This window comes from Mesorhizobium comanense, assembly GCF_005503535.1.
Lineage (GTDB): Bacteria > Pseudomonadota > Alphaproteobacteria > Rhizobiales > Rhizobiaceae > Mesorhizobium > Mesorhizobium comanense.
The window spans coordinates 15,969-31,830 of the sequence record NZ_SCNN01000039.1 but is presented as its reverse complement, the minus strand read 5'-3'; the positions used below and the strand labels follow the sequence as shown (position 1 = coordinate 31,830).

11 protein-coding genes are annotated in these 15,862 nt (G+C 62.3%); 2 read left to right on the top strand and 9 right to left on the bottom strand.

Translation table 11 applies throughout. The features are described from left to right. From FFS37_RS33685 to rpsL, 4 genes are all read right to left on the bottom strand, one after another. The coding region (locus FFS37_RS33685) for a GTP-binding protein (protein WP_232375805.1) at window positions 1–146 on the bottom strand (146 nt) is incomplete at its 3' end. A 67-nt stretch (window positions 147–213) separates the two neighbouring features. Beyond that, entirely contained in the window at window positions 214–2,304 is a 2,091-nt protein-coding gene (gene fusA, locus FFS37_RS33680; protein WP_137935240.1) for an elongation factor G, read from the bottom strand. 29 nt (window positions 2,305–2,333) lie between these two features. After that, window positions 2,334–2,804, bottom strand: a complete 471-nt coding sequence (gene rpsG, locus FFS37_RS33675; protein WP_006202127.1) for a 30S ribosomal protein S7 — start codon at window positions 2,802–2,804, stop codon at window positions 2,334–2,336. Window positions 2,805–2,868: 64 nt separating this feature from the next. Next, window positions 2,869–3,240, bottom strand: a complete 372-nt coding sequence (gene rpsL, locus FFS37_RS33670; RefSeq protein WP_006333356.1) for a 30S ribosomal protein S12 — start codon at window positions 3,238–3,240, stop codon at window positions 2,869–2,871. Window positions 3,241–3,712: 472 nt separating this feature from the next. On the opposite strand from rpsL, the gene FFS37_RS33665 reads away from it, so the two are divergent. Together FFS37_RS33665 and FFS37_RS33660 are read left to right on the top strand one after the other, a co-directional pair. Next, window positions 3,713–3,994: a transcriptional regulator gene (locus FFS37_RS33665; protein ID WP_137935239.1), complete on the top strand. Its 282-nt coding sequence runs from the start codon at window positions 3,713–3,715 to the stop codon at window positions 3,992–3,994. Window positions 3,995–4,177: 183 nt separating this feature from the next. Next, window positions 4,178–5,113: a Gfo/Idh/MocA family protein gene (locus tag FFS37_RS33660; RefSeq protein WP_137935238.1), complete on the top strand. Its 936-nt coding sequence runs from the start codon at window positions 4,178–4,180 to the stop codon at window positions 5,111–5,113. 57 nt (window positions 5,114–5,170) lie between these two features. On the opposite strand, the gene FFS37_RS33655 is transcribed toward FFS37_RS33660, so the two are convergent. The 5 genes from FFS37_RS33655 to rplJ form a co-directional block, all read right to left on the bottom strand. After that, complete coding sequence (locus FFS37_RS33655; protein WP_137935237.1) at window positions 5,171–5,836, bottom strand: O-methyltransferase; 666 nt, start codon at window positions 5,834–5,836, stop codon at window positions 5,171–5,173. A gap of 83 nt (window positions 5,837–5,919) precedes the next feature. Next, on the bottom strand, window positions 5,920–10,116 hold the full coding sequence (gene rpoC, locus FFS37_RS33650; protein ID WP_137935236.1) for a DNA-directed RNA polymerase subunit beta': 4,197 nt from the start codon (window positions 10,114–10,116) through the stop codon (window positions 5,920–5,922). Window positions 10,117–10,260: 144 nt separating this feature from the next. Further along, entirely contained in the window at window positions 10,261–14,397 is a 4,137-nt protein-coding gene (gene rpoB, locus FFS37_RS33645; protein WP_137935235.1) for a DNA-directed RNA polymerase subunit beta, read from the bottom strand. Window positions 14,398–14,662: 265 nt separating this feature from the next. After that, window positions 14,663–15,040 carry a 50S ribosomal protein L7/L12 gene (gene rplL, locus FFS37_RS33640; RefSeq protein WP_006202136.1) on the bottom strand — a complete coding sequence of 126 codons (378 nt, stop codon included), beginning with the start codon at window positions 15,038–15,040 and terminating at the stop codon, window positions 14,663–14,665. Between the two features lie 54 nt (window positions 15,041–15,094). Further along, window positions 15,095–15,613, bottom strand: a complete 519-nt coding sequence (gene rplJ / locus FFS37_RS33635) for a 50S ribosomal protein L10 (protein ID WP_137935234.1) — start codon at window positions 15,611–15,613, stop codon at window positions 15,095–15,097. Window positions 15,614–15,862 lie beyond the last annotated feature (249 nt).

The window sequence follows — 15,862 nt, the reverse complement described above, 5'->3', positions numbered from 1 at the left end:
GGAGCCGCGTCGATCTGGTCGTAACGCTTGTATTCGCCGAAATACTTGGTGATCGCAGCCGTCAGCGACGTCTTGCCGTGATCGACGTGGCCGATCGTGCCGATGTTCACATGAGGCTTAGTGCGCTCGAATTTACCTTTTGCCATGTGATGTCTCCATTTCCTGCTCGCCCATGCGGGCTTTGAATTGCGTTACCGCGACAGCTCTTTCGAGTTACGCGTACTTTTTCTGGACTTCCTGGGCGACCGCGGTCGGAACCGGCTCGTAGTGGTCGAACTGCATCGTGTAGGCCGCGCGGCCCTGGCTCATCGAGCGCAGGTTGTCGACGTACTTGAACATGTTGGCGAGCGGCACCATCGCGTTGATGACGACGGCGACGCCGCGCGCTTCCTGACCCTGGATCTGGCCACGGCGGCCGTTCAGGTCACCGATGACGCTGCCGACGTAGTCCTCAGGCGTCACGACCTCGACCTTCATGATCGGCTCGAGCAGCTGCACGCCAAGCTTGGGTGCGGCTTCCCTGAAGCAGGCACGGGACGCGATTTCGAAGGCCAGGACCGAAGAGTCGACGTCGTGGTAGGCGCCGTCGATCAGCGTCGCCCTGACGCCGATCATCGGGAAGCCCGCGAACGGACCAGCGCCCATGACGCTCTGGATGCCCTTTTCGACACCCGGAATGTATTCCTTCGGCACCGCGCCGCCGACGATCTTGGATTCGAAGACGAACTCTTCGCTCTCGGTGTTCGGCTCGAACACGACCTTCACGCGGGCGAACTGGCCGGTACCGCCGGTCTGCTTCTTGTGCGTGTAGTCCTGCTCGTGCTTGCGGGTGATCGTCTCTCGATAAGCCACCTGCGGAGCGCCGACATTGGCTTCGACCTTGAACTCGCGACGCATGCGATCGACGATGATGTCGAGGTGCAGCTCGCCCATGCCGGAGATGATGGTCTGGCCGCTTTCCTCGTCGGTCTTGACGCGGAAGGAAGGATCCTCGGCAGCCAGGCGGTGAAGGGCGAGGCCCATCTTTTCCTGGTCGTTCTTGGTCTTCGGCTCGATCGCGATCTGGATGACCGGATCGGGGAATTCCATGCGCTCGAGGATGACCGGATGCAGCGGATCGCACAGCGTGTCGCCGGTGGTCGTGTCCTTCAGGCCAGCCAGGGCGACGATGTCGCCGGCGAAGGCTTCTTCGACGTCGGCGCGCGAGTTGGCATGCATCTGCAGCATGCGACCGATGCGCTCCTTCTTGCCCTTGACCGTGTTGTCGACCGAGATGCCCTTGGAGAGCTTGCCCGAATAGATGCGGGCAAAGGTCAGCGAACCGACGAACGGGTCGTTCATGATCTTGAAGGCCAGCATCGACAGCGGCTCGTCGTCGACCGCATGGCGCTCGATCTCGGCATCGGTCTTGGCGTCAACACCCTTGATGGCGGGCACGTCGGCCGGCGACGGCAGGTACTCGACGACGGCGTCGAGCAGCGGCTGCACGCCCTTGTTCTTGAAGGCCGAGCCGCAGAACATCGGGAAGAACTTGACCGCGATCGTGCCTTTGCGGATCAGCGAACGGATCTCGTCATTCGACGGCATCTTGCCTTCGAGGTAGTTCTCGAGGGCCGTCTCGTCCATTTCGACGGCGGCTTCGATCATCTTCTCGCGGTATTCCACGGCACGCGCCTGAAGGTCGGCCGGGATCTCGACGACGTCCCAGGCAGCGCCCAGGGTCTCGTCGCGCCAGACAAGCGCATTCATCTCGACGAGGTCGACGACGCCCTTGAATTCAGTCTCGGCGCCGATCGGCAGCTGCATGACAACAGCCTGCGCACCGAGGCGCGAGCCGATCATCTCGACCGAGCGGTAGAAGTCAGCGCCGATCTTGTCCATCTTGTTGCAGAAGATCATGCGCGGCACGCGGTACTTGTCGGCCTGGCGCCAGACGGTTTCCGTCTGCGGCTCAACACCGGCGTTGGCGTCGAGCAGCGCAATGGCGCCGTCGAGCACGCGCAGCGAACGCTCGACTTCGATGGTGAAGTCGACGTGTCCGGGAGTGTCGATGATGTTGAAGCGACGCATCTTGCCGTCACGGCCCTTCCAGAAGGTCGTGGTCGCGGCTGACGTGATGGTGATGCCGCGCTCCTGCTCCTGCTCCATCCAGTCCATGGTGGCAGCGCCGTCGTGCACTTCGCCGATCTTGTGCGACTTGCCCGTGTAGTAGAGGACGCGCTCGGTGGTCGTCGTCTTGCCGGCGTCAATATGCGCCATGATACCGAAATTGCGGTAGTCTTCGATTTTGTATTCGCGGGCCATCGTAGCTGCCTCTCAGTCCTGTTCGCGCTTTACCAGCGGTAGTGCGCGAAAGCGCGGTTGGCTTCAGCCATCTTGTGGGTGTCTTCACGCTTCTTGACGGCCGTGCCGCGGTTGTTGGCCGCATCCATCAGCTCGCCCGAGAGGCGGTCGATCATGGTGGTCTCGTTGCGGTTGCGGGCAGCCGCGATCAGCCAGCGGATGGCCAATGCCTGACGGCGCTCGGGGCGCACGTCGACCGGAACCTGATAGGTGGCGCCGCCGACGCGACGCGAACGCACTTCAACATGCGGCGCGACATTGTCGAGCGCCTGATGGAAGACGGTGACCGGCTCCTGCTTGGTCTTCGACTGGACCTGGTCGAGCGCGCCGTAGACGATGGTCTCGGCAACCGACTTCTTGCCGTCATACATGACGGCGTTCATGAACTTGGTAACGATCAGATCGCCGAACTTCGGATCCGGGTTGATCTCACGCTTTTCTGCACTGTGACGACGGGACATGGCTTTTGTCTCTCAATCTCTCATAGCCCGGCGCAGTCAAAGAAAGCGCCAAAGCCGGAAAACCTTACTTCGGACGCTTCGCACCGTATTTCGAACGGCGCTGCTTGCGGTTCTTCACACCCTGCGTGTCGAGCACGCCGCGGATGATGTGATAGCGAACACCCGGAAGGTCCTTGACGCGGCCGCCGCGGATCATGACCACGGAGTGCTCCTGAAGGTTGTGGCCCTCACCCGGGATGTAACCGATCACTTCAAAACCGTTGGTCAGGCGGATCTTGGCCACCTTGCGCAGCGCCGAGTTCGGCTTCTTCGGCGTCGTGGTATAGACGCGCGTACAGACGCCCCGCTTCTGCGGGTTCTGCTGCATGGCCGGGACCTTGTTGCGCTTCACCGGCGCAATGCGCGGCTTGCGGATCAGCTGGTTGACGGTAGGCATTAAACCCTCTTGTGTCTCAATTCCGTGTCTCGCCCGGTCAGGGCCGCTCAAAGCGTCATTTCCATACGCAAATTCGGGCCACAAACCGCCTCGCGGTCTTGCCCGAACAAATGGCAGAGGAAGCGGAAACCGCTTCATGCAAGCCGGAAATGTCTTTTTCGCTCGTAAAACGAACCCTGTTTGAAGCAAACTCCAAAGCGTGTCGCTTCGGAAAGGAGAGCCTCACATCGGTTCTGACTGGGCGGCTTCTACTCGCAAGCCCGCGAAGCGTCAACCCCGCAACGCCAAATATTGCATTGAAGCCCGGGCTTGGCAGCCATGCGAAAACCGCATGTAATTTTCTTTCGTCATTTTGCAAGGACGAGGAAGAAAGTGACCGGCTTGCCGCTGTCGCGCGGCCCGGCTTCGTGCGAAAAGGCCGCCCGGGCAGTCAAAATCCCCTCGCCTGCCCCGACGAAACAGGAATCAGCCCGTGAACGACAACGAAGAACGCCCGGTCACCATCATCACCGGCCGGGTGTGGAAGAAGAAAGGCGGCAAGGCCGAAGGCGTCCACGTCATGCTGGTCGCGCCGGACGACGATTCGGCGGTTCGCCGCGCCCTCGAATCGCTTGCCGCGGAAGGCTATGCCGAGGCCGAGCTGGACCAGATAGGCGACATGGATGGCGAGCCCGACGAAGAGCCGCATCTGTCCGCCTACCAGGGCGCACTCGAAGGCGAAGTGTCGATCGTCACGTTCGACGAACCGCTCTGAAACCGCTGAGACCGTGACGCGATTCATGAGTCGGTCCCAGCGACTCGCACGGCTTGCCCGGATCCAAGTGAAAGAGATAGGGCATGATATCCGGACAAGCGGAGACGTTTGTCCGCGAAAACCGCTTCACACTTTTCGGCACCATGCTCTAGAAAAATCCACCATTCCAATTGCGGAGCCTTCATGTCCCCGAACAGCACGCCCATCAAGATAGGCATAGTCGGCGTCGGCAAGATCGTCCGCGACCAGCACCTGCCGGCCTTGGCGAAAGACCGTGATTATCAGCTCGCCGCTGCGGCAAGCCGGCACGGCAAGGTCGACGCCATCCCGAACTTTCCCACGATCGAGGCGATGCTCGACGCGGTGCCGGAGCTGGACGCCGTCTCGCTCTGCATGCCGCCGCAGTTCCGCTACGATGCCGCGCGCACGGCGCTTGAGGCAAAGAAGCATGTCTTCCTGGAAAAGCCGCCCGGCGCGACGGTCAGCGAAGTCGAGGCGTTGAAGAGCCTGGCCACCCGAAACGGCGTCACGCTGTTCGCGAGCTGGCATTCGCGCTATGCGCCGGCTGTGGAGGCGGCCCGGAAATTCCTCGGCTCGACGACAATCCGCTCGGCGGCCATCATATGGAAGGAAGACGTCCGCCGCTGGCACCCGAACCAGGAATGGATCTGGCAGCCGGGCGGCTTCGGCGTCTTCGACCCCGGCATCAACGCCTTGTCGATCGCGACCCATATTCTACCGGCCATGTTCATTACCTCGGCCGTTCTCGACTTTCCTGAAAACCGTGATGCGCCGGTGGCGGCACGGGTTGCCTTCCGCACCTCGGCGGGATTGCCGGTGACGATGGACCTCGACTGGCTGCAGACCGGGCCGCAGAGCTGGGACATCCTCGCCGAGACGGATGCGGGGAAGATGCTACTCTCGGGCGGCGGCTCGAAGCTCGCCATCGACGGCAGGATCGTCCATGAAGAACCGGAAGCCGAGTATCCCCTGCTCTACCGGAGGTTTGCGGAGATCGTGCGCGCCGGCGTGTCAGACGTCGACCTGGCGCCGCTTCAGCACGTTGCCGATGCATTCATGCTCGGCAAGCGCAATGTGGTCGATGCTTTCTTCGACTGAGCGCCCTACTTTTCAGGTAGGACCTCAATCGACAACTGCAGCACCTACATCGTCAACTCACTCAACAACCGCGATGGCAAAGCCGTCATAGCCCTTGGCGCCGACAGTCTGGATGGCCGTTCCCTCCAACCGCTTGTCGCCACCGATGAATGAGAAGGCCGCGCGGGCGCCCTCAACATTGGCATCGCGGCCATCTTCATTGATGACAGCGCCGTCGCGTATGACGTTGTCGCAGACGATGACCGCTCCGGGCCGCGCCAACCGCATGGCAAAGGTGAGATAGTTCGGATTGTTTGGCTTGTCGGCGTCGATGAAGACGAGGTCGAACGGACCGGCATTTTCGCTCGCCAACGCCTCGAGCGATTGAAGTGCGGGACCCACCCTGAGCTCAACCTTGTCCGAGACCCCAGCCCGTTCGAAATTCGAGCGCGCTACCTTGGCATGGTGTTGATCGAGTTCGAGTGTCACGACTTGACCGCCGGCCGGCAGTCCTCGCGCCATCCAGATGGTGGAATAACCGCCCAACGTGCCGATCTCGAGCACCTTTTTCGCGCCTCCGATACGCACCAACAGCGAGAGCAGTTTTCCCTGTGCCGCCGAAACATCGATCGCCGGCAGGCCATGGTCGCGATTGGCGGCAAGAACCGCGTCGAGGATCGGATCCGCCTTGAACAGCGAACTGACTATGTAGTCGTCGACAGCCGCCCAGGTCTTCGCACTCATCTGCCTTCCTCCATCTGCCATGAAAAGAAAAAGCCGCCGGGTTTCCCCGACGGCTTCCGTTGCCTGAGATCTCCAGCCGCGCCCTACTGGGCTGCGGTTGTCATGTCGGCCAGCATCGGCTCGGCGACTTCCACACCGGAGGCCTTGCGGCGCTCGTCGATGATCAGTTCGTCGCGCGAGGTGGCGATGCGCCGGATCTGGCTCATCGTGCCGCCCGTACCGGCCGGGATCAGACGGCCGACGATGACGTTTTCCTTCAAGCCCTGCAGCATGTCGGTCTTGCCGGCAACCGCGGCTTCCGTCAGCACCCTGGTCGTTTCCTGGAAGGAAGCGGCCGAGATGAAGGACGGCGTCTGCAGCGAGGCCTTGGTGATGCCGAGCAGCACCGGCTGGCCTTCGGCCGGCTTCTTGCCGTCCTCGACCAGGCGTTCGTTGACCTCTTCCAGCTCGATCACGTCGACGTGGTCGCCCGGAATGTAGGTCGAATCGCCCTGCGTGGTGATCTCGACCTTCTGCAGCATCTGGCGAACGATCACCTCGATGTGCTTGTCGTTGATCGACACGCCCTGCAGGCGGTAGACTTCCTGGATTTCGTTGACGAGGTAGGAAGCAAGCGCTTCCACGCCCTTGATCGCCAGGATGTCGTGCGGCGCCGGATTGCCGTCGAGGATGTAGTCGCCCTTCTCGATGACGTCGCCGTCCTGGAGATGGAACGGCTTGCCCTTCGGGATGAGGTATTCGACCGGCTCAAGCGTCGAGTCATGCGGCTCGATGATGATGCGGCGCTTGTTCTTGTAGTCGCGGCCGAAGCGGATCGTGCCATCGATCTCGGCGATGATGGCGTGATCCTTCGGACGACGTGCTTCGAACAGTTCGGCAACGCGCGGCAGACCGCCGGTGATGTCCTTGGTCTTGGCGCTTTCCATCGGGATACGCGCCAGCACGTCGCCGGGACGAACCTGCGCACCCGGCTCGACCGAGAGAATGGCCTCGACCGAGAGCAGGAAGCGCGCATCGCCGCCCTTCGACAGCTTGCCGACCTTGCCCTTGGCGTCCTGAACGACGATCGCCGGCTTCAGGTCGTTGCCGCGCGGCGTCGAACGCCAGTCGATGACCTCACGCTTGGTGATGCCGGTCGACTCGTCGGCCGTTTCCTGGACGGAAATGCCGTCGACCAGATCCTCGAACGCCACCTTGCCCTCGATTTCGGTGAGGATCGGGCGGGTATAGGGATCCCACTCGGCGATACGCTGGCCGCGCTTCACCTTGTCGCCATCGTCCACGAAGATGCGCGAACCATAGGTGACGCGGTGCGTGGCGCGCTCCTTGCCGGCCTCATCGAGGATGAGCACCGCCATGTTGCGGCCCATGACCATCTGCTGGCCATCCGAGTTGCGCACCACGTTGCGGTTGCGGATCTCGACCTTGCCCTCGTAGGAGGCTTCAAGGAACGAGCTATCCACCACCTGCGCCGTGCCGCCCATGTGGAAGGTACGCATGGTGAGCTGGGTGCCCGGCTCGCCGATCGACTGCGCCGCGATGACGCCGACGGCCTCGCCCTGGTTGACCGGGGTGCCGCGCGCCAGATCGCGTCCGTAGCAGACCGCGCACACGCCGACCCTGACCTCGCAGGTCAGTGCCGAGCGGATGCGGACCGACTGGACGCCGGCCTTTTCGATCTGCTCCACGTCGCGCTCGTCCATCAGCGTTCCGGCCTTGACCAGCAGGTCGCCAGTCACCGGATGGTTGATGTCGTCCAGCGCGGTGCGGCCCAGCACGCGCTGGCCCACCGAAGCGACAACCTGACCGGCGTCGACGATCGGCTGCATGGTGAGGCCCTTGTCGGTGCCGCAATCCACGGAGTTGACGATGCAGTCCTGCGCCACGTCGACCAGGCGGCGGGTGAGGTAACCCGAGTTCGCCGTCTTCAAGGCGGTGTCGGCCAGACCCTTGCGGGCGCCGTGGGTCGAGTTGAAGTACTCGAGCACGGTCAGGCCTTCCTTGAAGTTCGAGATGATCGGCGTCTCGATGATTTCACCCGACGGCTTGGCCATCAGGCCGCGCATGCCGGCGAGCTGGCGCATCTGCGTGGGCGAGCCACGCGCACCGGAGTGCGACATCATGTAGATCGAGTTCATCGGCTTCTGACGGCCGTTGTCCTCGAACTCCACGGCCTTGATGCGGGCCATCATTTCGTCGGCGACCTTTTCCGAGCACTTGGCCCAGGCGTCGACGACCTTGTTGTACTTCTCGCCCTGCGTGATCAGGCCGTCATTGTACTGCTGCTCGTATTCCTTGGCCAAGGCCTCGGTATCCGACACCAGCTTCAACTTGGTGTCCGGGATCAGCATGTCGTCCTTGCCGAACGAAATGCCGGCACGGCAGGCATGAGCGAAACCCAGCGCCATGATGCGATCGCAGAAAATGACCGTCTCCTTCTGACCGCAATGGCGGTAGACGGTGTCGATCATCTTGGAGATGTTCTTCTTGGTCATCTCCTGGTTGGCGGTCTCGTAGGGCACGTTGACGTTCTTCGGCAGCAGCTCGCCGATGATCATGCGGCCAGGCGTGGTGTCGTAGATCTTCGACACGACCTTGCCTTCGGCGTCGACCGTGCGGAAACGACCCTTGATCTTGGCGTGCAGCGTTACCGCCTTGGTCTCGAGCGCATGCTGGAGTTCGCCCATGTCGGCAAACACCATGCCCTCGCCCGGCTCGTTCTGGTTGACGATCGAGAGGTAGTAGAGACCCAGGACCATGTCCTGCGACGGCACGATGATCGGCGCGCCCGAGGCCGGGTGCAGGATGTTGTTGGTCGACATCATCAGCACGCGGGCTTCAAGCTGCGCTTCCAGGGACAGCGGCACGTGAACGGCCATCTGGTCGCCGTCGAAGTCGGCGTTGAAGGCCGTGCAGACCAGCGGGTGCAGCTGGATCGCCTTGCCTTCGATCAGGATCGGCTCGAACGCCTGGATGCCGAGGCGGTGCAGCGTCGGCGCGCGGTTCAAGAGCACCGGATGCTCGCGGATGACCTCGTCGAGGATATCCCAGACTTCCGGGCGCTCCTTCTCGACCAGCTTCTTGGCCTGCTTGACGGTCGAGGAATACCCCTTGGCGTCGAGACGGGCGTAGATGAAGGGCTTGAACAGTTCGAGCGCCATCTTCTTGGGCAGGCCGCACTGGTGCAGCTTGAGCTCCGGACCGGTCACGATGACCGAGCGGCCGGAATAGTCGACGCGCTTGCCGAGCAGGTTCTGGCGGAACCGGCCCTGCTTGCCCTTCAACATGTCGGACAGCGACTTCAGCGGACGCTTGTTGGCGCCGGTGATGACGCGGCCGCGACGGCCGTTGTCGAACAGCGCATCGACGGCTTCCTGCAGCATGCGCTTTTCATTGCGCACGATGATGCCGGGCGCGCGCAGCTCGATCAGCCGCTTCAGGCGGTTGTTGCGGTTGATGACGCGACGATAGAGGTCGTTCAGGTCGGACGTGGCGAAGCGGCCGCCGTCCAGCGGAACGAGCGGGCGCAGGTCCGGCGGGATCACCGGAACCACCTTCATGATCATCCATTCCGGACGATTGCCTGACTCCATGAAGTTCTCGACGACCTTGAGCCGCTTCAGATACTTCTTCTGCTTCAGCTCGGACGTGGTCGAAGCCAGTTCCGAACGCAGGTCGCCGGCGATCTTTTCGAGATCCATGCCGGCGAGCAGGTCATGGATGGCCTCGGCGCCGATCATGGCGGTGAACGAATCCTCGCCATACTCGTCGACGGCGATCATGTACTCTTCCTCGCTGAGAAGCTGATGCTCCTTCAGCGCGGTGAGGCCCGGCTCGGTGACGATGTAGTTCTCGAAGTAGAGGACGCGCTCGATATCCTTCAAGGTCATGTCGAGCAGCGTGCCGATGCGCGAGGGCAGCGACTTCAGGAACCAGATGTGGGCAACGGGAGCGGCGAGCTCGATATGGCCCATGCGCTCGCGGCGAACGCGCGACAGCGTGACTTCGACGCCGCACTTTTCGCAGATGACGCCCTTGTACTTCATGCGCTTGTACTTGCCGCACAGGCACTCATAGTCCTTGATCGGGCCAAAAATGCGCGCGCAGAACAGACCGTCACGCTCCGGCTTGAAGGTGCGGTAGTTGATGGTCTCCGGCTTCTTGATCTCGCCGAACGACCAGGACAGAATCTTCTCAGGGCTGGCAAGCGAGATCCGGATGGAATCGAACACCTGCGCGGGCGCCTGGGGATTGAAGAGATTCATGACCTCTTGGTTCATGCCGTTCTCCTTTTCGGGGTCCTCGAAAACCCCTTGCATCTGACGCGGGCCGAATGCCCGCTGAGTGGTCGGCCCACCGGCCGAAGAATTGGTGCATCCGGTCGCGAGAGCCCTCTCCCGCGTCCGGATGTCTTGCTTGCTCGTTTACTCGGCTGCGTCGGGCAACCGGACAGGGTTGTCGTCGAGCTTGGTGTTCTCCAGCTCGACATTGAGACCGAGCGACCGCATTTCCTTGACGAGCACGTTGAAGCTCTCCGGAATGCCGGCCTCGAACGTGTCGTCGCCACGCACGATCGCCTCGTAGACCTTGGTGCGGCCGGCGACGTCGTCCGACTTCACCGTCAGCATCTCCTGCAGCGTGTAGGCGGCGCCATAGGCTTCCAGCGCCCAGACCTCCATTTCGCCGAAGCGCTGGCCGCCGAACTGCGCCTTGCCGCCCAGCGGCTGCTGGGTGACGAGCGAGTACGGGCCGATCGAACGCGCGTGGATCTTGTCGTCCACCAGGTGGTGAAGCTTGAGCATGTAGATATAGCCCATCGTCACCTTGCGATCGAACGGCTCGCCGGTGCGGCCGTCATAGAGCTGCGACTGACCCGATGTGTGCAGGCCCGCCTGCTCCAGCATGGTGTTGATGTCGGCCTCGTGCGCGCCGTCGAACACCGGGGTCGCGATCGAGACGCCGCGACGCATCTGTTCGCTGAGGCGAATGATGCTCTCGTCGTCATACTCGCGGACCGGCTCGTTGCGATCGTTGGCCGGCATGAAGCTTTCCAGCGTCTTGCGCAGCGGCTTGATGTCGCCACCAGTCTTGTAGGCCTCGATCAGCTCGCCGATCTTCTTGCCCATGCCCGCGCAAGCCCAGCCCAGATGCGTCTCCAGGATCTGGCCGACATTCATGCGGCTCGGCACACCCAGCGGGTTGAGCACGATATCGGCATGCGTGCCGTCTTCCAGGAAAGGCATGTCCTCGACCGGAACGATGCGCGACACGACACCCTTGTTGCCGTGACGGCCGGCCATCTTGTCGCCCGGCTGCATCTTGCGCTTCACCGCCACGAAGACCTTGACCATCTTCATGACGCCCGGAGGCATCTCGTCGCCGCGCTGCACCTTCTCGACCTTGTCCATGAAGCGCTGCTCGAGCGCCTTCTTGGAGTCGTCGTACTGGCCGCGCAGGGCTTCCAGTTCGCTCTGGAGCTTTTCGTTCTCCACGGCAAACTGCCACCACTGCGAACGCGGGTACTCGTCGAGCGTGTCCTTCGACAGCGTCGAACCCTTCTTGAAGCCCTTCGGTCCAGCGATCGCATCCTTGCCGACGAGCATGTCGGAAAGACGCGCGTAGACGTTGCGGTCCAGGATCGCCTGTTCGTCGTCGCGGTCCTTGGCGAGGCGTTCGATCTCCTCGCGCTCGATGGCCATGGCGCGTTCGTCCTTCTCCACACCGTGGCGGTTGAACACGCGCACTTCGACGACAGTGCCGAAAGTGCCCGGAGGCATGCGCATCGAGGTGTCGCGCACGTCGGAAGCCTTTTCACCGAAGATGGCGCGCAGGAGCTTCTCTTCCGGCGTCATCGGGCTTTCGCCCTTCGGCGTGATCTTGCCGACCAGGATGTCACCCGGCTGAACTTCGGCGCCGATATAGACGATGCCGGCTTCGTCGAGGTTCTTCAGCGCTTCTTCCGAGACGTTGGGAATATCGCGCGTGATTTCCTCCGGACCGAGCTTGGTGTCGCGCGCCATGACCTCGAACTCCTCGATGTGGATCGAGGTGAAGACGTCGTCGGCCACGATGCGCTCGGAGAGCAGGATCGAGTCCTCGTAGTTGTAGCCGTTCCACGGCATGAACGCGACCAGCACGTTGCGGCCGAGCGCCAGATCGCCGAGCTCCGTCGACGGACCGTCGGCAATGATGTCGCCCTTGTTGACCCGGTCGCCCATGCGCACCAGCGGACGCTGGTTGATGCAGGTGTTCTGGTTCGAACGCTGGAACTTCATCAGCCGGTAGATATCGACGCCCGACTTGCCGGGATCGAGATCTTCCGTCGCACGGATAACGATACGCGTGGCGTCCACCTGGTCGACGATGCCGCCGCGGCGGGCGCCGATGGCGGCACCCGAGTCACGGGCAACCACCGGCTCCATGCCAGTGCCAACGAACGGCGCCTCGGCGCGCACCAGCGGCACGGCCTGACGCTGCATGTTCGAGCCCATCAGAGCGCGGTTGGCGTCGTCGTTTTCCAGGAACGGGATCAGGGCAGCGGCCACCGACACCATCTGCTTGGGCGACACGTCCATCAGGTCGACGTTCTCGCGCGGCGCCATCATCACTTCGCCGGCGCTGCGGCAAATGACGAACTCGTCGACGAAGCCGCCATTCTTGTCGAGCTCGGCGTTTGCCTGCGCGACATGGTGCTTGGCTTCTTCCATCGCCGAAAGATAGACGACGTCATTGGTCAGCTTGCCGTCGACGATCTTGCGGTACGGGCTTTCGATGAAGCCGTACTTGTTGACGCGCGCGAAGGTGGCCAGCGAGTTGATCAGACCGATATTCGGGCCTTCCGGCGTTTCGATCGGGCAGATGCGGCCGTAATGCGTCGGGTGCACGTCGCGCACTTCGAAGCCGGCGCGCTCGCGGGTCAGACCGCCCGGTCCGAGCGCCGAAAGACGACGCTTGTGGGTGATCTCCGACAGCGGGTTGGTCTGGTCCATGAACTGCGACAGCTGCGAGGAACCGAAGAACTCGCGCACGGCGGCAGCGGCCGGCTTGGCGTTGATCAGATCCTGCGGCATGACCGTGTCGATCTCGATCGAGGACATACGCTCCTTGATCGCGCGCTCCATGCGAAGCAGGCCGACGCGGTACTGGTTCTCCATGAGCTCGCCGACCGAGCGCACGCGGCGGTTGCCGAGATTGTCGATGTCGTCGATCTCGCCCTTGCCGTCGCGCAGTTCGACCAGCGTCTTGACCACGGCCAGGATATCTTCCTTGCGCAGCACGCGTACGGTGTCCTCGGCCTTGAGCTCGAGGCGCATGTTCATCTTGACGCGGCCGACGGCCGACAGGTCATAGCGCTCGCTGTCGAAGAACAGCGAGTTGAACATGGCTTCGGCGGTTTCGAGCGTCGGCGGCTCGCCTGGGCGCATCACGCGGTAGATGTCGAACAAGGCATCCTGGCGGCTCTCGTTCTTGTCGACGGCGAGCGTGTTCCTGATGTAGGCGCCGACATTGACATGGTCGATGTCGAGGATGTTGATTTCCTGTTCGCCGGTGCCGAGCAGCACCTTGAGGGTCTTTTCGTCGATCTCGTCGCCGGCTTCGAGGAAGATCTCGCCAGTGGCGTAATTGACGATGTCCTCGGCCAGGTAGTTGCCGAGCAGATCCTCGTCGGTCGCCTTGATCGCCTTCAGGCCCTTTTCACCAAGCTGACGCGCCTGGCGGGCAGTGATCTTCTTGCCTTGCTCGACAACGACTTCGCCCGTATCGGCGTCGACCAGGTCGCCGACGGCCTTGAGGCCGCGGAAACGCTCGACGTTGAACGGAATGCGCCAGTGGTCGCCGGCGCGCACATAGGTGATCTGGTTGTAGAAGGTCGACAGGATCTCTTCGCCGTCCATGCCGAGCGCCATCAGCAGCGACGTCACCGGAATCTTGCGGCGGCGGTCGATGCGGGCGTGCACGACGTCCTTGGAATCGAACTCGATGTCGAGCCACGACCCGCGATAGGGAATGACGCGCGCCGCAAACAGAAGCTTGCCCGACGAGTGCGACTTGCCCTTGTCGTGGTCGAAGAAGACGCCCGGAGAACGGTGCATCTGGGAGACGATGACGCGCTCGGTGCCGTTGACGATGAAGGTGCCGTTCAAGGTCATGAGCGGCATGTCGCCCATGTAGACGTCCTGCTCCTTGATGTCCTTGATCGACTTCGCGCCGGTATCCTCGTCGATATCGAACACGATGAGGCGCAGCGTCACCTTCAGCGGCGCGGCATAGGTCAGGTCGCGCTGACGGCACTCGTCAACGTCGAATTTCGGTCCTTCGAACTCGTACTTCACGAACTCCAGCATCGAGGAGCCGGAAAAATCGGAGATCGGGAAGACCGACTTGAAAACAGCCTGCAGTCCCTCGTCCGGACGGCCGCCCTTGGGCTCGTCCACCATCAGGAACTGGTCATAGGATGCCTTCTGAACCTCGATCAGGTTCGGCATCTCCGCAACTTCCGGAATCTTTCCGAAGAATTTGCGTACGCGTCTGCGGCCATTGAAAGTCTGGGTCTGGGCCATCGTCGCTCCTTAGCTCTGAACTCGGGGCGAACCTCGCCGCGGTTCGCCTTGCATGTCGAGCCGCCTGTGGCGACGGCCCTCTGTCTGTTCTCCGGCGACGCTTGCCAATTGCTTGGCGGCAGCCGGCTAAAACGGGAGAAAACCCGTTTCCTGAAGACCGGTTTGCGGCCCTCAGGAAAGAGGTTCTCGTAGATCTCGCGTTACGCGTCCTCCCTTCGCGCGAAGGGAGTGGCGGACGGCGCGAGGCCGCCCGCCGCTTTTACGCTTACTTCAGGTCGACCTTGGCGCCGGCTGCTTCCAGCTGGGCCTTGAACTTGTCAGCGTCGGCCTTGGAAACGCCTTCCTTGACCGGCTTCGGAGCCGCTTCGACCAGGTCCTTGGCTTCCTTGAGGCCAAGACCGGTGATGGCGCGGACTTCCTTGATGACGTTGATCTTCTGAGCGCCGGCGTCGGTGAGGACGACGTCGAATTCCGTCTTTTCCTCGACCGGAGCAGCAGCAGCGGCAGCGCCGCCAGCAGCGGCAACCGCCACCGGAGCAGCAGCCGAAACGCCCCACTTTTCTTCCAGAAGCTTCGACAGCTCGGCCGCCTCGAGGACGGTCAGCTTCGAAAGGTCGTCTACGATCTTTGCCAGATCAGCCATTGTTGTATTCCTTCGTTAGGTTCGAACGTGTGTTTGTGATAGCGAGGAACGGCCTCATGCCGCCTCGTCCTTCCGGGCGTAAGCGCCGATGACACGCGCGACCGAAGCCGCGGGCGCATTGACGATCTGGGCGATCCGGGTTGCCGGCGTGGCGATCATGCCAACCAGCCTGGCGCGCAGCTCGTCGAGCGACGGCAGTGTGGCGAGTGCCTTCACACCGTCGGCGTCAAGCGAGGTCGAGCCCATTGCGCCGCCGAGAATGACGAGCTTGTCATTTCCCTTGGCGAAATCGGACGCGACCTTCGGCGCCGCAATCGGATCCTCCGAATAGGCGACCAGCGTCTGTCCCTTGAACAGATCGATGATCGACGCGGAGTCCGTGCCCTGAAGAGCGATTTTGGCGAGACGGTTCTTCGCGACTTTAACGGTGCCACCGGCAGCGCGCATTTTCGACCGGAGGTCGTTCATTTGCGCGACGGTGATACCGGCATAGTGGGCCACGACCACTGAACCTGCGCCCGAGAACGCATCGTTCAGGCCCGTGACGAGTTCGCGTTTTTCCGCTCTGTCCACTGCCTATCTCCAGTTGACCCCCGCCCTGTCAATGAGAACATCCCATTCACGAGGACAGGCGTCGGGTTGCCTTTTTGCCGGCCGGGCCATCCAGTAACGGATCACCCGAACGACGCTCGAGGATCCTGCCCCCTTTCGCCACATCGACGGCAAGGCCGGCGATGCGCAGACAAAAGGCAAACACGGTTCGAACCTTTCATTGGAGCACTTGCTCCGTTGTCGGGTCTTCACCCGTCTCATGCAGGCCAA